The sequence below is a fragment of the Arthrobacter sp. Leaf337 genome, assembly GCF_001423745.1.
Classification (GTDB): Bacteria; Actinomycetota; Actinomycetes; order Actinomycetales; family Micrococcaceae; genus Arthrobacter.
Genome location: NZ_LMPC01000012.1, coordinates 152,224 through 171,574, shown reverse-complemented (window position 1 = coordinate 171,574; position 19,351 = coordinate 152,224). Strand labels below are relative to the sequence as shown.

The 19,351-nt window shown below is 66.0% G+C and carries 17 protein-coding genes; 6 read left to right on the top strand and 11 right to left on the bottom strand.

The features are described from left to right. Positions 1-35: 35 nt before the first annotated feature. Positions 36-1,430: an MFS transporter gene (locus tag ASF98_RS09910; RefSeq protein WP_055802386.1), complete on the top strand. Its 1,395-nt coding sequence runs from the start codon at positions 36-38 to the stop codon at positions 1,428-1,430. Positions 1,431-1,626: 196 nt separating this feature from the next. Beyond that, positions 1,627-3,375 carry a pyruvate dehydrogenase gene (locus ASF98_RS09905; RefSeq protein ID WP_055800936.1) on the top strand — a complete coding sequence of 583 codons (1,749 nt, stop codon included), beginning with the start codon at positions 1,627-1,629 and terminating at the stop codon, positions 3,373-3,375. Between the two features lie 110 nt (positions 3,376-3,485). Here the strand turns inward: ASF98_RS09905 and ASF98_RS09900 are convergent, their stop codons facing one another. Further along, positions 3,486-3,842, bottom strand: a complete 357-nt coding sequence (locus ASF98_RS09900) for an iron chaperone (RefSeq protein WP_055800934.1) — start codon at positions 3,840-3,842, stop codon at positions 3,486-3,488. A gap of 217 nt (positions 3,843-4,059) precedes the next feature. Here ASF98_RS09900 and ASF98_RS09895 point away from each other — a divergent pair, with 217 nt between their 5' ends. Beyond that, a complete protein-coding gene (locus tag ASF98_RS09895) occupies positions 4,060-5,331 on the top strand; it encodes a serpin family protein (protein WP_055800931.1) in 1,272 nt (423 codons plus the stop codon). A gap of 124 nt (positions 5,332-5,455) precedes the next feature. On the opposite strand, the gene ASF98_RS09890 is transcribed toward ASF98_RS09895, so the two are convergent. Beyond that, entirely contained in the window at positions 5,456-6,298 is an 843-nt protein-coding gene (locus ASF98_RS09890; RefSeq protein WP_055800928.1) for a hydroxymethylpyrimidine/phosphomethylpyrimidine kinase, read from the bottom strand. A 252-nt stretch (positions 6,299-6,550) separates the two neighbouring features. Between ASF98_RS09890 and ASF98_RS09885 the strand changes: the two genes are divergently transcribed. Next, entirely contained in the window at positions 6,551-7,246 is a 696-nt protein-coding gene (locus ASF98_RS09885; RefSeq protein ID WP_055800925.1) for a queuosine precursor transporter, read from the top strand. 110 nt (positions 7,247-7,356) lie between these two features. Here the strand turns inward: ASF98_RS09885 and ASF98_RS09880 are convergent, their stop codons facing one another. The 9 genes from ASF98_RS09880 to ASF98_RS09840 all read right to left on the bottom strand — a co-directional run bounded on the left by ASF98_RS09880 (position 7,357) and on the right by ASF98_RS09840 (position 16,209). Continuing rightward, on the bottom strand, positions 7,357-8,301 hold the full coding sequence (locus tag ASF98_RS09880) for a type IV toxin-antitoxin system AbiEi family antitoxin domain-containing protein (RefSeq protein ID WP_055800924.1): 945 nt from the start codon (positions 8,299-8,301) through the stop codon (positions 7,357-7,359). A gap of 152 nt (positions 8,302-8,453) precedes the next feature. Continuing rightward, positions 8,454-9,761, bottom strand: coding sequence for a tRNA guanosine(34) transglycosylase Tgt (gene tgt / locus ASF98_RS09875; RefSeq protein ID WP_055800921.1), 1,308 nt, complete (start codon positions 9,759-9,761; stop codon positions 8,454-8,456). Positions 9,762-9,804: 43 nt separating this feature from the next. Next, positions 9,805-10,530, bottom strand: coding sequence for a hypothetical protein (locus tag ASF98_RS09870; RefSeq protein ID WP_055800919.1), 726 nt, complete (start codon positions 10,528-10,530; stop codon positions 9,805-9,807). 60 nt (positions 10,531-10,590) lie between these two features. Then, the gene (locus tag ASF98_RS09865; protein ID WP_055800916.1) at positions 10,591-11,661 is read right to left on the bottom strand and encodes a DUF6707 family protein; all 1,071 of its coding nucleotides are present in this window, start codon (positions 11,659-11,661) and stop codon (positions 10,591-10,593) included. A gap of 109 nt (positions 11,662-11,770) precedes the next feature. Further along, positions 11,771-12,310, bottom strand: coding sequence for an NUDIX hydrolase family protein (locus ASF98_RS09860; RefSeq protein WP_028271117.1), 540 nt, complete (start codon positions 12,308-12,310; stop codon positions 11,771-11,773). Positions 12,311-12,354: 44 nt separating this feature from the next. Then, positions 12,355-12,999, bottom strand: coding sequence for an RraA family protein (locus ASF98_RS09855; protein ID WP_055800913.1), 645 nt, complete (start codon positions 12,997-12,999; stop codon positions 12,355-12,357). Next, positions 12,996-13,475, bottom strand: a complete 480-nt coding sequence (locus ASF98_RS09850; RefSeq protein WP_235505763.1) for a RidA family protein — start codon at positions 13,473-13,475, stop codon at positions 12,996-12,998. Before ASF98_RS09850 ends, ASF98_RS09855 begins: the two co-directional genes overlap by 4 nt. Further along, positions 13,472-14,827 carry an MFS transporter gene (locus ASF98_RS09845; RefSeq protein WP_235505762.1) on the bottom strand — a complete coding sequence of 452 codons (1,356 nt, stop codon included), beginning with the start codon at positions 14,825-14,827 and terminating at the stop codon, positions 13,472-13,474. The genes ASF98_RS09850 and ASF98_RS09845 overlap by 4 nt, the downstream gene beginning before the upstream one ends. A gap of 188 nt (positions 14,828-15,015) precedes the next feature. Then, positions 15,016-16,209: a PucR family transcriptional regulator gene (locus ASF98_RS09840; protein WP_055800907.1), complete on the bottom strand. Its 1,194-nt coding sequence runs from the start codon at positions 16,207-16,209 to the stop codon at positions 15,016-15,018. Positions 16,210-16,389: 180 nt separating this feature from the next. Here ASF98_RS09840 and ASF98_RS09835 point away from each other — a divergent pair, with 180 nt between their 5' ends. Further along, positions 16,390-17,727: an MFS transporter gene (locus tag ASF98_RS09835; protein WP_055800904.1), complete on the top strand. Its 1,338-nt coding sequence runs from the start codon at positions 16,390-16,392 to the stop codon at positions 17,725-17,727. After that, positions 17,724-19,349 (top strand): thiamine pyrophosphate-dependent enzyme, encoded by a 1,626-nt coding sequence (locus ASF98_RS09830; RefSeq protein ID WP_055800900.1) that lies wholly within the window; start codon positions 17,724-17,726, stop codon positions 19,347-19,349. The genes ASF98_RS09835 and ASF98_RS09830 overlap by 4 nt, the downstream gene beginning before the upstream one ends. Positions 19,350-19,351: the final 2 nt, after the last annotated feature.

Genomic DNA, 19,351 nt, shown 5'->3' with positions numbered 1-19,351 from the left:
CGGTTCCCGGGAGCACAGTCAAGCGAGGTTCAGCGATGAGCACCCAGCAAGCCGAAATCCAGAGTGAGTCAGCCCAGACCCGCCGTGCCGTGAGCAACATCCTCAAAGGCTCGGCCGGCAACCTGGTGGAGTGGTACGACCTCTACGTCTACACAGTCTTTGCCGCCTATTTCCAGTCCCACTTCTTCAACTCCAAGGACGAGCTGCAGGCCGGCCTGGAAGCGATGGCGGTGTTCTCGACGTCGTTCCTGATGCGCCCCATTGGCGCCTGGTTCTTCGGCCGTTACGCCGACCGCAAGGGCCGCAAGGCCGCGCTGACGCTCAGCGTCACGCTGATGTCCGCGGGCTCCTTCGCGATCGCGCTCCTGCCCACAACGCAGCAGGTCGGCGTCTGGGCACTCGTGCTGCTGATCCTCATCCGCCTGATCCAGGGATTCTCCGTGGGCGGCGAATACGGCACCAGCGCCACCTACATGTCCGAGGCCGCCACGTCCAAGCGCCGCGGCTTCTTCTCCAGCTTCCAGTACGTCACCCTGATCGGCGGCCAGATGATGGCCCTGCTGGTCCTGGTCATCCTGCAGAACGTCATGCCCAAGGGCGACCTGACCGAGTGGGGCTGGCGCATTCCCTTTGCCATCGGCGGCGTGGCCGCGCTGGTGGTCCTGTGGCTGCGGCGCTCGATGGAGGAAACCGTATCGGCGGAGCAGGTCGAAGCTGCCAAGATCCCGGCTGTTGCGGGCGTGGCACAGCCGGGCACCATGAAGCTGCTCTTCACGCAGTACTGGAAGCCGCTGCTGATCTGCATCGGCGTCACGCTCGGCGGCACAGTGGCGTTCTACACGTACACCAACTTCATCCTGAAGTTCATGAACGATACGTCAGGCATTGCCAAGACCGACACCTCGGTGATCAACTTCTGGGCATTGTTCATCTTCATGCTGCTGCAGCCGGTCTACGGCATCATCTCGGACAAGGTGGGCCGCAAGCCGCTGCTGCTCTGGTTCGGCATCACCGGTGTCCTCTTCACCTGGCCGCTGCTCTCCACGCTGTCCAACACCAAGGACCCGTTCACGGCGTTCCTGCTCATGATGGGCGGCCTGCTCATCGTTGGCGGCTACACCTCCATCAACGCCCTGGTGAAGGCGGAGCTGTTCCCCGCTTCCATCCGCGCACTCGGCGTCGGGCTGGGCTACGCGATCGCCAACTCGCTCTTCGGCGGCACCGTCCCGCTGATCGGCGCCGCGTTCCAGAAAGCCGAGCGGGTGGACCTGTTCTTCACCTACGTCACGGTGGCCATTGCCATCTCGCTGGTGGTCTACATCTTCGCGCTGAAGAACAAGAAGTCCACCCATCTCGATCACGAACAGGGCCACGCCTGGTCGCAGACCCGCAAGGACGACGACAAGGACAAGGACCTCCTGAACGTCTGATCCCGGTAGTACGGCGGCGGTAGCAAGACGGCGGTAAGAGCACGACGGCGGCTGGCTGGCTCAGCGGTGACCTTCCGGTCCCCAGGGCGGCGGGCCGCCGTCGTCGTTCTCGCCCCAAACCTGGGCACGGCCCCAAGGCGGGCGGACTATATTGGCCCTGTCAGCTCATCAAACCCGATCGCGGGAGTGTGCACTCATGGCCAAGGAACTCGCCACCCAGCTCGTTGAACAACTCCAGGCTGCCGGAGTGCAGCGAATTTACGGGATCGTGGGCGACAGCCTCAACCCGATTGTCGATGAGGTCCGGAAAACCGGCGGCTCACAGCAGGGCGGCATCGACTGGATCCACGTCCGTCACGAAGAGGCAGCCGCCTTCGCCGCCGCGGCCGAAGCCCAGTTGACCGGCAAACTTGCAGTCTGCGCGGGATCCTGCGGCCCCGGCAACCTGCACCTGATCAATGGCCTGTACGACGCCAACCGCTCGGGTGCGCCCGTCCTGGCGATAGCCTCGCACATTCCGAGCAAGCAGATCGGCAGCGGATTCTTCCAGGAAACCCATCCCGACCGGCTCTTCAACGAGTGCTCGGTGTATTCGGAGCTGATCAGCACGGCGGAACAGGCGCCGCGGGTCATGCACAGCGCCATCCAGCATGCCGTCGGGCTCGGGGGAGTCGCCGTCGTTACCCTTCCCGGCGACATCGCCGGCCTGGAGGCCACCGGCGAAACACCGTTGCCCGCAACGTTCCGGCGCGCCACGCTGACTCCGGACGCTGCGAGTGTCCGGGAGCTGGCTGACGCCATCAACGCTGCGAACAAAGTGGCCATTTTCGCCGGTGCGGGAACGCAGGGTGCCCACGACGAGGTGGTGGCACTCGCCGAAGTGATCGGCGCCCCGATCGGCCACTCGCTGCGGGGCAAGGACTTCATGCAGTACGACAACCCGTACGACATCGGCATGACCGGGCTGCTCGGCTACGGCGCCGCGGCCGAGGGCATCGAGGACGCCGACCTGCTGATCCTGCTCGGCACGGATTTTCCGTACGATCAGTTCCTCCCCGGCACCCGCACGGCCCAGGTGGACCGCGCCGCGCACAAGCTGGGGAGGCGGACCGACGTCGACATCGCCGTCCATGGCGACGTGCTGCCCACCCTCGCAGCCTTGAAGCCGCTGATCACACCGAAGAAGAGCCGCCGCTTCCTTGACCAGATGCTCAAGAAGCACGATCGGCTCATGAACAAGGCTGTGGGCGCCTACACACGCAAGGTGGAAAAGAAGCAGCCCATCCACCCCGAGTACGCCGCCTCCTTGCTGGACCAGGTGGCGGCGGAGGATGCCGTTTTCACCGCGGATACCGGCATGTGCAACGTCTGGACTGCGCGCTACATCAATCCGCTGGGTACCCGCCGGCTCATAGGCTCCTATCTGCACGGCTCCATGGCCAACGCCCTGCCGCACGCAATCGGCGCCCAGCTGGCCTATCCCGGCCGCCAGGTCATTTCCGTGTCGGGCGACGGCGGGCTGTCCATGCTGCTGGGCGAACTCATCACCGTTGCGGCGCACCGGCTTCCGGTGAACGTGGTGGTTTTCAACAACTCGACGCTGGGCATGGTCAAGCTGGAGATGCTGGTGGACGGGCTGCCTGATTTCGGCGTGGACGTGCCCGACGCCGATTACGCGGCCGTTGCCCGCGCGCTCGGCTTCCACGCGGTCCGCGTCACGGATCCTGCCCGGATCGAGGACGCTTACCGGGAGGCTTTCGCCCACCCGGGGCCGTCGCTGGTGGAGCTCATCACGGATCCGAAGGCGCTGTCCATCCCGCCTAAAATCACGGGCTCGCAGGTTCTTGGCTTCGCTACCGCCATGTCCAAGGTGGTCCTGAACCGCGGCGCCGGCGAGGCTGTGAGCATGGCGCGGAGCAACCTGCGCAACATCCCGCGGCGGTAGGCCCGGGGCGGTAGCTTCCGGGACGGAACGACGGAAGGACGGCGGGGCTGCCGCCCGCCGTCGTACGCCTCCGTGCGTCTTACGCTTCCGACGGCGGCGACAGCCGGCCGCTACTGCCCGCGGCGCTCCGCGGCAAGCAGCGCCGCTGTTTTTCCGATGAGCTCGTACGGCACCGGCTTGCCGAGCGGAAATTTCAGCGTCCCCTTGGCTGACCGGTACGGGGCGATTTCGGCTTGGAAGCCCGCGTCCCCGGCCGGCACGGGATACACCGAAAGGTGGTGTGCCCACCCCGCGAAATACACCACGTACTTGCCGTCCAGAGTGATGGTGGGAATGCCGTAGCTGATCATCTCGCCGGAATCCGGCACTGCCGTGTGGCACCTGCGCCGCACTTCCCGGAGGATGCCCTGCACCTCGGTAGGGAAGGACGCGATGTACTCGTCAATGGTGTTGAAATGCTGGGCCAATTGGTGCTCCTCCGACAAGTCACGAGGATACGCCCGCTTGGATGTGGGAGAGCGTTGCCCGAAATGTTGCAGGACGGGGGAGAGCGTCCGGAGACGAGACCAAAACGACGGCAAACCGTGACCCTATGGGCATCGTTCTGCAGCGGGCAGGCTGGTTGACTGAAGGGGACAGGCGGATTCCCGCCCAGTGCCGGCACGGCATTTCCAAGGGGGAAACATGAAGACTTTCCGCGTGGCCCGGCTCGCGACGGCAGGTGCCCTGGTGGCGCTCACGGCATGTTCGGCGTCGTCTCCGGAGATCCTGAAGGCCGACGGCGTGCAGCGGGTTTCAGTGGACGGCGCGGCGTACGCCGCTGAGCTGCGCTCCTTCCGGACTTCAGCTTTCAGGCTCGGCGAGGCCCTGCTCGCCGACGGCGGCGACGGCTCGCAAGGGAACGTGGTGTCCTCGCCCGGGAGCCTGCTGGTTGCTTTGGCCATGCTCCGCGCCGGTGCTTCGGGCGAGGCGGCCGCGGAGATGGACGCTGTCCTGAAACTCCCCACGGAGAACCGCGACGAGGCCATGAACGCGCTGCTCACCTCACTGGAGAAGTTCGACGCCGACCCGGGCACGGTGGATGAAGACAACCCGCCGCGGAAGCCCGTGATGCACGCCGCCAACGGCCTCTTTGTGGACAAGGGCGTCCCCACGGGCAAGCCCTTCCTGGACACACTGGCCCGGCACTACGGAACCGGGGTGTACCCCGTCGACTTCAAGAATGAGGGTGCAACGAAGCCCGCCATCGATGCCTGGGTCAACAGGAACACCGGCGGCCGGATCAAGAAGGCCCCGGCGAAATATGACCCGGACAATAACTTCAGCCTGCTCAATTCCCTGTACTTCGCGTCCGCCTGGAGGGCGCCGTTCGACCCGAATGGTACGTCGGACCTGCCCTTCACCACGGCCGCCGGTGAGGAAATCGAAGCCGCCGCAATGCACAACGAGCTGGAGATAAAGTACGCGGAAGGGACCGGGTGGCAGGGCGTGGACCTCCCTTATGCTGACGGTTTTGTCATGCGGTTGGCTCTTCCGGAGGCCGGCGCGGACGCCGCATTCCGTGCGGCAGTAATCACCGACATCGCGGACACGTTGGACAGCGCACCGCTGGAGACCGTGCAGATCCAGTTGCCGCGCTGGGACCACAAGTGCAGCTTCGACCTGAGGAAAGTCTTCGAAGCCCTGGGGCTTCGGAAAACCCTCAACACCACAGAGGACTTCAACAATATCCAGCCCAAGATGATGATCACGCAGGCTGCCCAGGCCGCCAACATCACGGTCGCGGAAAAGGGCACGGTCGCCGCGGCTGTCACCCAGATTAACGGCGCTGTCACCAGCGCGCCGCCGCAGCCGGAACGGACCATCACCTTCGACCGGCCGTTCCACTATCAGATCGTGCACGTGGAAACCGGGCTGCCGCTCTTCATGGGAATAGTAGCCGACCCCCGCTCCTGATCGGACGCTCTCTCAGATCATGCCGCTCGGAACGGAACGCTCTCTCACTTTCTTGAGGAAAGTGAGAGAGCGTGAAGGTGTTTTCGCGCGAAAAGTGAGAGAGCGTCGTGAGCGCGGGACGGGGTTAGCGCGGGCCGCCCTGCCAGAGGGCATCGAACGGGGCGCCCGAGGCCACGCGGTTGCGGATCCCGGCCGTCACAAAAGCCTTCGCCGTGCGGGCAGCCTCGAGCGGGGTCGCACCCTTGGCCAGTTCGGCCGTCACCGCGGCAGCGAGGGAACACCCGGCACCGGACACGGCCACTTCGCCCACCTTGGGCGCGGAGAGGATTTCCAGGGTGTCGCCGTCGTAGTAGACGTCGACGGCGTCGGGCCCGGCCAGGCGCACGCCGCCCTTGGCCAGCACCGCGGCTCCGCTCAGCTCATGGATGCGGATGGCTGCCGCTGTGAGGGATTCGACGTCGGTGATGTCCAGGCCGGACAGCGACTCGGCTTCGAAATGGTTGGGCGTGACAAAGGTGGCCAGCGGCAGGATCTGTGCCTTCAGTGCCTCGTCCGTGTCCAGCGCGTGGCCCGGTTCCTGGCCCTTGCAGATCAGCACCGGGTCCAGCACCACGTTGGCAAACCCGCCGGCAGCCAGCGCGGACGCCACGGTCGAAATCGTGGCAGGGCTGCCCAGCATGCCGATCTTTACGGTGTCCAGCACGGACGGTGCGCCGGACGCGGCGCCGTACGCCGCCGTCGTCGCCTCCAGCTGGTCCGCGATAACCTGCTGGTCCACCGGGACAAAACGGTGGTTCCAGTTGTCGTTCGGGTTGAAGGAAACGATGCAGGTCAGGTTGGCGATGCCAAAGACACCCAGTTCCTGGAAGGTCTTGAGGTCAGCCTGTGCACCGGCACCGCCCGTCGCCTCGGAACCGGCAATGGTCAGGGCGACGGCGGGATACGTGTCAACAGCAACAGAAGTCATCCACCCATACTGCCACCGCCCCCGAACAGCCCGCATTGTGCGGATGACCAATATGAACGCGTACTTCGGGCGTGGCCAGGCTGTCCGCCGTCGTTGTTCCGCCCGCCGGGGCGCAATGGTGCGAGAATGGTAGACGGTTCCGGCGGAAGCACTTCGCGGGAGCCCTCCCAGTGCTAATACAGCCGGCCGCCGCTGCGGTTCATCACCGCGGCTTGACGTGCAGCCGAGCGAACCACTCCGAATGGACCACCCATGACTTCCGCCAAGACTTTCCCGGCCTCCGCGGCGCCGAAATTCGCTTCGATCGGTTCCCCCTATTTCGGCATCCTGATGGCCGTCATGGCGGTGGTGCTGATCCTGTCCAACATCGGGGCATCAAAGGGCGTGGCGATCGGTCCGATCATCACGGACGGCGGCTTCTTCCTGTTCCCGCTGGCCTACATCCTGGGCGATGTCATCAGCGAGGTCTACGGGTTCAAGGTGGCGCGGAAGGCCATCATCACCACGTTTGGCCTGTCCGTGTTCGCCTCCCTCTGCTACTGGGTGATCATCGCGCTGCCCGGCTTCGACGACGAGTTCGGAGCCTCCAAGCAGGCCGCGCTCGAAGGGGCGCTGGGGCCGGTTCCGCAGATAGTGCTCGCGTCGCTGCTGGCATTCCTGGCCGGGCAGACCATCAACTCCTGGATTCTGGTGAAGATGAAGGCCCGCACCGGCGAAAAGTCGCTCTGGGCGCGGATCATGAGCTCGTCGGTGGCCGGTGAGTTCGTGGACACGCTGATCTTCTGCAGCATCGCGGCGTCGGTCATCGGCATCACGGACCTGGGCATGTTCGTGAACTACGTGCTGGTGGGCTTCCTTTACAAGACCCTGGTGGAGTTCCTCTTTGTGCCCGTGACGGCGTTGGCCATCGGCTGGATCAAGAAGCGCGAACCCAGTTACGGGGCGTAGGCCTCCCGGCTCCCTCCCTGCCCGCCGAAGTCGCCGGAAACGTGCGAGTTCGCCGGAAGTTTGCGGCGAGTTCGCACCGTTCCGGCGAACTCGGAACAAGAGTCCTCGGTTCAGGGCACCCGTGGGCGGCCGGCCAGCGCCCGGAGCGCACGGTTCTTGAATTCCTGCTCGCGGAAGAGGTCCTTCCACTCGATCCGGACGAAAAGCCATCCCTCCTCCGTCAATGCCTTTTCGCGGAGGCGTTCCTGGAAGAGCACCTCATCGGTGGGTTGGAAGTCGAAGTACTTGAGCCTGCCATCGAACTCGAGGGCGACCTTCTCCTTCTTCCAAGCAAAGTCCAGGCGGTGCCTCCCGGCCCGGCTCGTGACCTCAACCTGGGGCTCGGGCGGCCTGATGTTCAGTCGGAGGATCAGCTCCCGGGTCAGCGTCTCGCCGGGGGATTCAGAGCGGGGGTCGGCGATGGCCAGTACTCGACGGAAAGTCCGGATACCTCGGCGCCCGTCCAACGAATCCGCCATCTCCTGCAGCAATGACCGGTCCGCACCAAGGCGCAGCGCGTGGTCCATCACGATGAGTGCCTGCCGATAGTTCAGCATCATGGCGCAATCCGCAGCCGTCCTCTCCAGCGAAGTGCTCCGCAGGCCGCCCACCAATGTCACCTCGTGGTCGGAAAAGGGGCGCGTGTGGCACCGCACATCCTTGCCGTGGCGCTCACTCGACGGGCGCACGCGCTGCAGAAGATGGACTACGTCATCCACGTTCCAGAGGTAGAGGCGGTGCAGGCGTGCGGCGGAGGTGTGGCTGTAGACAAAGGCGCCTGCCGACGTCGTGCGTGTTCCGTGCGCATGCGCGTAAATCAACTGCCGGCTCCGAACCCGAGGGGACTGGGAATTCCAAATGCTGGCGCGGAGATAGCAGCCGTAGCGCAGCCGGACGAGGGAACCCGAGTCCAACAGGGACTTGATGGACCGCGAGCCAAAGCCGAGGTCGACGAGCTGGTCCGTGCGCCAGAGGTTGCCCGTCGCCGGGAGCGCGGGGGTGATGTGAGAAGGCATGGGATTAGCATCCGGTGCTGCGGGATCTTCCGGGAGGCCCCGCCGTCGTTATGTGGAAAGCGCCGGGTCGCCGGAACGCTGCGAGATCGCCGTAGCCTTCCGGCGACTTCGCACGTTTCCGGCGAATTCGACGACGGCGCGCCCGCCCAACCCTACGAGTAGTAGCGCCGCAGGGTCTCCGTCTTGAAGTCGAAGAAGTTGCCGGCCTCGATGGCGCGCCGGGCGTCGTCCACCATTTTCACCACGAAGCGTTCGTTGTGGATGGAGATCAACGTGGCCGAGACCATCTCCTTGGCCTTGAACAGGTGGTGGATGTAGGCCCGCGAATAGTTAAGGCAGGCGTAGCAGTCGCAGCCTTCCTGCAGCGGGCCGAAGTCGCGCTTGTACTTGGCCCCGGAGAGGTTGAACCGTCCCTCGGGATGGTAGAACGCCGAATTGCGGGCCACCCGGGTGGGGGAGACGCAGTCGAAGGTGTCCGCGCCGTTCTCGATGGCGGTGAAGATGTCGTCCGGCTCGGAGATGCCCAGCAGGTGCCGAGGTTTGTTCTCCGGCAGTTCCTCGTTGCACCAGCGCACGATCGTGCCCAGGTTCTCCTTCTCCAGCGCCCCGCCGATTCCGAAGCCGTCGAAGTTCATGGCGCCGAGGTCCCGGCAGGCCTTGCGGCGCAGGTCCTCGTACTGGGCGCCCTGGATCACGCCGAACAGCGCCTGGTATGGCTTGCCCGCCCGCTCGGACGTCAGCCGGAAGTGCTCTGTGATGCAGCGTTCGGCCCAGCGGCGGGTGCGTTCCAGCGACTCCTCCTGGTAGCCGCGGGAGTTCTGCAGCGTGGTCAGCTCGTCGAAGGCGAACATGATGTCCGCACCGATCTGGTGCTGGACGTTCATGGAGATCTCGGGGCTGAAGCGGTGCCGGTCGCCGTTGAGGTGGCTCTTGAACCACACCCCTTCCTCATCCACGTGGGCCAGGCGTTCCTTGCCCGGAGCGACGGCGTCGTCAGGGCCGGAAGTGTCCACCGATTTCATGTCGATGACCTTCTTGAAGCCGGAGCCCAGGCTCATCACCTGGAACCCGCCGGAGTCCGTGAACGTGGGCCCGGACCAGTTCATGAAGGCGCCCAGGCCGCCGGCTTCGTCCAGGATGTCCGCCCCTGGCTGGAGGTACAGGTGGTAGGCGTTGGCCAGCACGGCCTGCGCACCCAGTTCGGCAATGGACTCGGGCAACACGGACTTCACCGTGGCCTTGGTGCCCACGGCGATGAACGCCGGCGTCTGGATCTCGCCGTGCGGCGTGCTGATGGTGCCGGTCCGGCCCAGGAACCCACCGCCGTTGGCGGCCATCTGTTCCGGCGTCGGCGAACACGTTTCGCTCAGCCGCTTGCCCACGGTAAAGGAAAACTCGGACTGCAGGGCTGGGGCACCCGGCTCGAGAGGCGAGAGTGAGGGTTCAGTATTGGCTGGCACGGTTCAAGTGTGCCAGCTTGGCTCCCGGAAACTTAGCCGGCGGTCAGTGCACGGGGTCCGATGTGGGATAGTTCTCAGCCCGCCAGTTGTCCCAGCTGGTGCGGATTTCCTCCAGCCGGTGGGCCCCCAGATCGTAAGTGGACACGATCACCATGGAACCGCCGTCGGGCCTTACTTCGGCAATGGGCGGCTGGTCGGCCACGACCAGCAGGCCGTCGCCGTGTTCAGCGTAGCTGTGCACGGTGAGCCCCACCTGGTGGTTGGTCCGGTACCAGACCTTGCCGGAGATCTCCTCACCGGTCGGCAGCGTCAGCGAGTACGGTTCACCCCGCTTGGGGAGATCCGCGAGGCCGAGCTTGTCGATCGCCGAGCCGTCCCCGCCCGGAACGGAAAAGAATGCCGTGCGGCGTTTACTGTGCGGGTGGTGTTCCAGTGCGAAGCGGAGCTGTTGGAGGAACGTCAGCCAGCTTTGGGTGATGTCCTCGTCCCAGGCGGCCCACTCCGAATTGTGATCCAGGGCGGCCCGTGTCACGCTGACTTCGGTGCCGGTGGGAACGGGTTTCAGGTTGAACTCGTCCCCGCCGTCCACGGTCAGGCTGGTGTGGTCCGGGCCTTCGACGACGGTGTCCTTGAAGTAGATCTCGTTGATTTCGGCGGCAAGGTCGTCGGCCTCCCAGCCGTGCCACTGGGCCACCTTGGCCGGTTCACGCAGCATCGTCCAAACCTGCTGCGCATCGGAATTAATCACAACGCTCAGATTGTTCGTCATGGGGTGAATCTACAACTCCCGGCGCCCCCGGGGTAGGGCCTAACGGGTGGGGCACAGCCCTCAGGCGCGCACGGACTCCAGTTCGTTGCCGATCCGGCGGTCCAGCTCCTTGATCCCGATCGTTTCCGAGCCGCCATGGGCCCGCAGGAACATCAGGGCCTCAAGCCGCAGCAGCCGCCATTCGCGTTCGGCGTCCGGGTTCGAGTTGTCGATGGCCCGGAAGATTTCCTTGTCATACAGGTTGGGTTCATTCAGCGAGCGTTGGCGGACCTTGGCGTTCATCCGGGCTTTGAACGGGTCCGTTTCCATCGCTTCGGGGGCCCTGAGGAGTTTTTCGTACACGTCGGCACGGTCCTCCTGCCCGGTCTGCCGGCAGATGTAGCTGGACAGGGAGAGCGCCGCCTCAACCGACGTCCACCGGCCCGGGTTGCCATCGAAGGGCAGGACGTTGAGAAGGTCCGCGACGGCCAGGGCGCTCTCGGTATCCCTGAGGACGACGAAAAGTTCGTGGGCGAGGTCGTTGAGGTCCTTGAGGCAGCTTCCGGATTTGGTGTTGATGCCCTTGGCCAGGCGGTCGCTCAGCAACATCACGCCCAGCGCGTCCGGATGGGCGGCCGCGGCCGCCTCCACCACCGACTCGGGCGTTCCCGAAGGCGCCGGGATGAGGGCCAGCTCTTCCTCGCTTGGTCCGGCTGCGATGGCGGCTGCGGCAGGGGTCGTGGCCGGTTGCGGAGGTACGACGACGGCGGGAGCCGCCGGGGCGGTGTCCTCCCCGGCAGAGTCTGCCCCTGCGGTGGGCGGCTCAACGAGCTGCCGGGCGGCGTCGTCGGACTCTTCGGAAACGGGTGTCTGTTCGCGACCGCCGCTGAGTCCGGCAGCGCCGGCGGAGGCCGCTTCCTGGCCTGGGCCGGCGCCCGCCACGAGGACCGTGGACCCGGCCGCGATGCGCAGGATCCCGCCGCCGGTGAGCGTTGCCAGGACCACGGCCGGGGTGCCGAAATCGTCTTCCTCAACGAGCACGCTCTGGATTTCGGCGGACCGTTCGCCATCGGGGAGAAGCAGCAGGTGGCCGGTCTGCAGAGAGCCAGCCTGGAGCTCGCTGTAGTGCTGGGCGGCTGGGCGGTGGGTCATCGGGAGTCCTTAAGTTCTCTTGCGGTCCGCCCTACAGTCTACAAAGGAGCCTGCCGAAAATCGGGGACGCCCGGGTTCCTTCGAGCGTCCCCGCTGAAGCCCGGGGAACTTAGCTGCCGACGCCCGCGAACGCGAGCGCCTGCCGGACGAGCGCGCCGCGGCCGCCGCTGAATTCCAGCTGTACGTCAGGGCTCAGGACCTCTTCAGGGGTCATCCACGTGAGCTCGAGGGCGTCCTGGCGGGGTTCGCATTCGCCCGTGACCGGGATGATGTAGGCCAGCGAAACGGCATGCTGGCGGTCGTCCGTGAAGCCCGTGTGGGATGGCGCCGGGAAGTATTCGGCCACGGTGAACGGCACCGGGCTGATGGGCAGCTGCGGGAACGCCAGCGGGCCGAGGTCCTTCTCCATGTGGCGGAGCAGGGCTGCGCGGATGGTCTCGCGGTAGAGGACGCGGCCGGACACGAGGGAACGGACCATGGTGCCGTCTTCGTCGGCCTGCAGCAGCGTGCCAACTTCGTTCACGAACCCGAGGGGATCAAGGCGGACGGGTACGGCTTCCACGTAAACCATGGGAAGCCGACCCCGGGCTTCGAAGAGGTCCTCATCGGACAGCCAGCCGGGATTCGGGTCAGGAGTGCGCACGTTCATGCTTAAGTTCTACCCCATCCCTGCCCGAACCCCGCGCCGGACGTTCACACTGCGAGGACTGAATCGAGTGGTTCCCCTGCCGCGATCCTTGCCAGGAGGGCGGGTTCGGCGGCGTCTGAGGCCAGGGCCCGGTCAAGGATTGCGCCCAGTGCCTCCGGGGATAGCACGATGACCCCGTTGTTGTCCCCCAGCACCCAGTCCCCGGGACGGACCTCGACGCCGCCGCACATCACGGGGATGTTGACGGCGGACCCGTCGTGGTGAATCCGTTTCGTGGTCAGGCACGAGGTACCGCGGGCAAAGACCGGCAGGCCGGTTGCCCGGAGCTCTGCGAGGTCCGTGGCCACGCCGTCGACCACCACCCCCGCGGCGCCCCGCGACAGGGCCGCCGCCGCCGTGACCGCGCCGACCGGGGCATGGCGGTGGTCACCGGACATGTCCACCACCAGCACCGCGCCAGGGTGCAGCGCCAGCAGGGCGCGGTTCATGGCGAAGGCGTCGTTCCCCGCGATCCGCACCGTCACTGCCCGTCCGGCCACCTTGACGCCGTCGAGCAGGGACTGGATGGCAGGGTCCAGGAAGCCGTCCTCCAGGAAATGGCCGATCGTGGGGTAGCTGACGTCCGCGAGCCTGTCCGCCAGCACGCTGCCCAGGTCCTCGGCGGTTCCTTCAACGCGGGTGGCACTCATGGCGCCTCCGCCGCTGACGCTTCGCCGGCAACCACCGCGACACACTCGATCTCCAGGGACACACCCCAGAGGCTGACGCAGACGGATGTCCGCGCAGGCTTAGCGGCGCCGAAGAATTCAACGTACACGCGGTTGTACTCCTCAAGCTGCCCGGGATCGGTCAGGTAGGTATTCACCTTGACCACGTGTTCCAGGCCCGAGCCCGCGGCTATCAGTACGGACTCGAGGTTGCGGATGGTCTGGCGCACCTGGTCCGCGAACGATTCGGGCTGGTCGTCCAGGCCGCTGACCGCGGGGATCTGGCCGGCGGTGAAGACGAAGCCGTTGGCAACGACAGCCTGGGAGAAGGGTCCCACGGCGGCAGCCCCGCCGGGGATTTCGGCGATCCGGCGCACGGTGCCACCCCCGGCCGGCGCTGCAGGCAAGAGACCTGCCGTGTCGCGTCCGGCAAGTGACAGAAGGTGTGTGGCAGTCACTTGGCGGCCACCGCCTGGTGCGATCCCTCGGCCGGTGCCTCGTCCACGGCGTCGATGTTGCCGTGGCGGGTTTCGGTCAGGACGAACAGGGCGCCCAGGGATACGAGCGCGGCAGCCATGATGTACCAGGCAATGGAGGAGCTCTGGTGCGTCACGCCGAGCAGCCACGTGGTGATGAACGGGGTCGCGGCGCTGCCAAGGAGGCCGGAAAGCATGTAGGCGACCGAGAGGCCTGAATAACGGACCTTGGAGCCGAACAGCTCGGCGAGGAACGTGGCGATGGGCCCGTAGTTGGCGGCGAAAGCGGTCATCATGGCCAGGTAGGCAATGAACAGCAGGGGCACCGATTTGGTGTCCATCAGCCAGAACATGGGGAAGGCCAGGGCTGCCTCGGCGGCTACACCGGCGTAGATGATCGGCTTGCGGCCGTGCTTGTCGGAGAGCCGGCCGAAGAACGGGATCAGGACAAAGCACAGGGCGCAGGCGGCCAGCACCACCCACAGCATGAGGGCCTCCGAGTGGCCCAGTTCCTTCTTGCCGTACGAGACGCCGGAGGCCACGAGGAGCGTGAACGTGCTGCCGGTGGACAGGGTGGCAACGCCGCCCAGGATGACCTGTTTCCAGTACTTGGCCATCAGTGCCGCGAAGGGCAGCTTGGCTTTCGCTCCGGCCTCCTTGACAGCCTGGAATGAGGGGGTTTCTTCGATGTTGAGGCGGATGTAGATGCCCACCGCCACCAGCAGCGCGGACGCCAGGAAGGGAATGCGCCAGCCCCAGCTGAGGAGGGCTTCGGTGCTGACGGTCGAAGCGACGATGAGGAAGGCCACGTTGGCGATGAGTGTTCCGGCGGGGACGCCCACCTGGACCAGCGAACCGTAGAAGCCTCGGCGGTCCGCCGGTGCATGCTCCACGGTCATGAGCACCGCGCCGCCCCATTCGCCGCCAAGGGCCAGGCCCTGGATGACGCGGAGGAAGAGCAGCAGCAGGGGAGCCATGATGCCGATGCTGTTGTAGTCCGGCAGCAGGCCGATGGCGAAGGTGGCCGCGCCCATGGTCAGCAGCGAGATGAGGAGCATGGATTTGCGGCCCAGCCGGTCGCCGAAGTGGCCGAAGATGATGGCGCCCACCATGCGGGCGATGTAGGCCGAAGCGAAGGTGCCGAACGCGAGCATGGTGCCCACGATGGGGTCGAAGCTCGGGAAGAAGATCTTGTTGAAAACGAGGGCGGACGCCGTTCCGAAAACGAAGAGGTCGTACCACTCCACGGTGGTGCCGATAACGCTGGCGAGGGCAATCTTGCGCATTTTGGCGAGGTCGAGCCGGGCTGTTGCGGCGGTGGTTGTTTCTACCATTTGAGCCATCAGTATCTCCAGATGGGGTGCGGGGACGAGCGTCCGATGCAAGGTAGGTACAACTCTTGTGTGTAGCGGATCACACCTCAATGGCAGAAATACCATCAAAGAAGCGCCAGGAATGTGAAAACACACAACGGCGACGGCCCGACGCGGCTCCGGGCATCAGCGGCCGCTCAGGCCCGGTGTCAGGCCCAGGCCACCACCAGCCGGGCTGCCTGGGACGGAACGGTGAGATCGATGCCCGTGAGCTCCTCGAAGCGGTTGAGCCGGTTCAGGATGGTGTTCCGGTGGCAAAAAAGCTGCTCGGCCGTCACCGTGATGTTCCCGGTGGACAGGAAATGCCGGACGGTTTCCATAAGCCGCTCGCGTTCCCCGCCGCGGCATTCCTCCAACGCCTCCTCCACCTGGGCGGCGAGGTCCAGTCCTGCGTCCTGGAGGTTCTGGTTCGCCAGCCGCGCCCATGCGGCATCCGCGGAGAGCGGGCCTGAGTCGTTCGGGCGGATCAGTGCCGCAAGGCTTTCCGCCGTGCGGGCTGCAGCGGGAAGGGCCCGCAGGCCGTGCACTTCGGGGACGAATCCGCACGGGATGCCCGCGAGTGAGGGCGGCAGCTGGGGGACTTGGACGGGGGCGCCCCGCGGTGTTGCCCGGGGTGCGGGCAGTGGCCAGAACAGGTAGGTGGTTCCGCCGGATTCATGCAGGAACAGCCGGTGGCGGAGCTGCAGTCCCGAGCCGAACTGGGCCGAGGCCGCCCTGAGGCCGGCCCCTGCTTCGCCGCCCGCCGCCACCAGTCCGCACCACGCATCCGGGCTGATGCCAAGGGCGGACCCCACTTGGGCCGACGTTTCGGCGGACAATGTGCTTTGGTTGAACAGCCTGGCGATGAATTCGCGCTGGATGCTGGACTCCTCCTGGGCCATCCGGACCCGTTCGGTGAGGTAGCTCATGTGCGTCCTGGTAGCGAATTCGTCCACCACCCGCCACACGAGGTCCACGCGGGAAGCCAGCAGTCCGGCGTCGTCCGGGGCGGCGATCTCGAGCAGCTCCGCCCACAGGATGCTGAAGTCCAGCCGCACCGCGGAGGTCAGGGACTCGGGTGGAATCCCTGCCCTGGCGCGCTTGGAGCCCAGGTCGGAAGCGAAGGCCAGCAGCCCGTCCCGGCCGTTGTCCGCCTCCCCGCCGCGGAGCCCGTGAGTGAGGCGCCGGAACGTCTCCCGTGCGGTGTCGCGGATCTCCGGGACGGTCACCTGGCTTTCGCCGTATTCCGGGATTTCCCGGACCCGTGCAGTGAAGGTCTGGGCGAGCTTGTCCAGCCGTCCTTCGAGCTGGTCCACCAGCTCGATCCAGCGGATGGAATCTCCGGGAGTACCAAAATTGTGCATTTTCACAGTGTAGGGCGTGATTTCCGTGGTGCAATGCTAGTTTTTTTGGCAAATCCTACTGGCAGAATGGAATGAAGCGCCGGGTGAGCCCAGTCACAGGGCCCGCAGCCGACAGCTGGCATGACGGCCCCGGGCAGCGCCAGTCACCTTTCCCGTCCAGTCACACTACTTGGAGTAATCATGGCAAGCAGCGCAAGCAACGCCACCACCACAGTGGGTCCGCAGACGCCACGCGTTATCGACGAACGAGTCACCAGGAAGGTGGCCCTGGCCGCCCTCGTGGGCACCGCGCTGGAGTGGTACGACTTCTTCCTGTTCACCACGGCCGCCGCGCTGGTGTTCAACGCCCAGTACTTCGTCTCACAGGATCCGTTCGTTTCGGCCATGAGCTCCTTCGCCACCCTTGCCGTGGGCTTCGTGGCCCGCCCCATCGGCGGCTTCATCTTCGGCGCCCTCGGTGACAAGGTGGGTCGCAAAAAAATCCTGATGGTCACCATTGTGGGAATCGGCATTGTGACCGGCCTGATCGGCCTCCTGCCGAACTACATGACCATCGGCGTCGCAGCCCCCATCATCCTGGTGGCCCTGCGGATCCTGCAGGGCCTGGCAGTTGGCGGCGAGTGGAGCGGCGCGGTGATTATCGCCGTCGAGAACGCCCCCGTGGCCAAGCGGGCACGGTACGCGGCGCTGCCGCAGATCGGTTCGCCGATCGGCACCATCCTGTCCTCCGGCGGTTTCTTCGGAATGCTGTACCTGGTGGGCCAGACCAACTTCGATGCCTGGGGCTGGCGCATCCCGTTCGTGGCGGCCATCCCGCTGCTGGCCATCTCCATGTGGATCCGCAGCAAGCTCAGCGAATCGCCGGAGTTCGAGGCCCTGATGGAGTCCGGCGAGACCGAGCACGCCCCCATCCGCGGCGTCCTGACCAAGAGCTGGCGCCAGATCCTGGTAGGCATGTGCTCGGCGCTGCTGGGCATCGGCGGCTTCTACCTCATCACCAGCTTTGTGGTCTTCTACGGCACCAAGGTCCTCAAAATGCCCTACGAAACCCTCCTGCTGGGCTCGCTGCTGGCCGCGGTCTTCGAAATCTTCGTCCTCATCTGGGCCGGACGCATGGGCGAAAAGTACGGCGCCAGCAAGGTGATCCTCTGGGGCGGCGTGGCCTCCGCGCTCGTTGCCGTACCGGTCTTCCTGGCCATCGACACCGCCAACCCGGTGCTGGTCATCGTCGCCATGATCATCGGCGTGTGCACCCTGTCCATCCCGTACGCAGTGTCCGGAACGGCCCTCACCGCGCTGTTCGCCACCAGGGTCCGGTACACCGGCGTGGCCATCACCTCCAACAGCGCCGGCGTCATCTCGGGCTTCGTGCCCCTGGTTGCCACCGCCCTGGTGGCCGCCAACGGCAACTCGTTCTGGCCCGGTGCCATCATCCTGCTGGTGGTCTCCATCATGACGGCACTGTCCGGTATCTTCCTGCCCGCACTCAGCATCGAAGAAGAGGGAATGAAGCATTGAGCACCTCAACCACCGCCGGGCACCTCATCGTTGCCCAGCTTGAACGGGCCGGAATCCAGCGCGTCTACGGCGTCCCCGGCGAAAGCTTCCTGGACGTGCTGGACGGCCTCCACGGCTCCAGCATCGAAACCGTGGTGACCCGGCACGAAGGCGGCGCCGGTTTCATGGCCCTCGCCGAAGGCCGGCTCACCGAACTCCCCGGAGTGGCGATGGTGACCCGCGGTCCCGGTGCGGCCAACGCCTTCATCGCCATCCACACCGCGCACCAGGATGCCACGCCCATGATTCTCTTCGTGGGGCTCATCCCGGTGGCGGACCGGGGCCGCGAATCCTTCCAGGAATTCGACATCAATGCCTGGTTCGGCAGCACCGCCAAGAAAGTGGTGACGCTCGACGACGCCGCTTCCGCCGCCCGCGTGGTGGACGACGCGATCTTCACGGCGCTCAGCGGCCGGCCCGGCCCGGTGGTCATCGGGCTTCCCGAGGACGTCCTGGTCCACGCCATCGAAGCAGGCACGGTGGAGCCCCGGGCCATGGCACGCACCGAACCGACCCCCTCGGACCTCGCCGCGCTGGAGCAGCGCCTGGCGGCAGCACGCAAGCCGCTGCTCGTGGTGGGCGGCGAAGGCTGGGACCAGGAAAGCTCGGAGGCGCTGGCCGGCTGGGCTTCCCGCCACGGCGTGCCCGTCCTGGCCGACTTCCGAGCCTACGATGCGGTTCCGCACAACAGCGACGCCTACGCCGGCTACCTTGGCTATGCCCGCAGCGACGACAACGCGCGCCGCCTCGACGAGGCCGACCTGCTGGTCTTCGTCGGCTGCGTCCGCGCCGACGTTCTTTCGGACGGCTACAGGCGCGGCCTGGATGCCGTCAGCGTGGTGGTAAACCTTGATGCCGACCTGCTGGGCCACTTCGGCCGGCTGGACCAGCACATTCCAGCCCACGTGGCATCGTTCTCCCGGGCGCTCGCCGCCACGGCCTCCGCGGTGCAGCCCGCTGCCGGCTGGCTTGCCGACGCCCGCGCGGACTACGAAAAGTTCTCGTCCGCCCAGCCGGACGGTGGAACGGGTGTGGATCTCGCCGTCGTAATGGAAATCCTCAAGCAGGAAATGGACGACGACGCCGTCATCACTTACGGGGCCGGGAACCACACGCTGTGGCCGGCGCGCTACCTGAAGCACAACTCGGCAAACTCCCTTGCGGCACCGCGCAACGGCGCGATGGGGATGGGGATCCCGGCCGCCGTTGCCGCCTCCCTGGCCTATCCTGGCCGGCAGGTCATCTCCGTTGCCGGCGACGGCTGCTTCCTGATGAACGGCCAGGAACTGGCCACGGCCATGGGGCACGGCGGCAGGTTCATCGTCCTGCTGGTGGACAACGGCATCTTCGCCACCATCCGCGAACACCAGGAAGGCCACTACCCGGGCCGCCCGTCCGGAACGCACATGACCAACCCGGACTTCGCCGCCCTGGCCCGCTCGTACGGCGGCTACGGGGAACGCGTGGACAAGGCCGAGGACTTTGCCGCAGCGTTCCGCCGCGCCGCGGATTCCGGACTTCCGGCCTTCCTGCACCTGCCGCAGGATCCCGCCACCCGTTCACCCAAGACCGCCAGCAACTGACC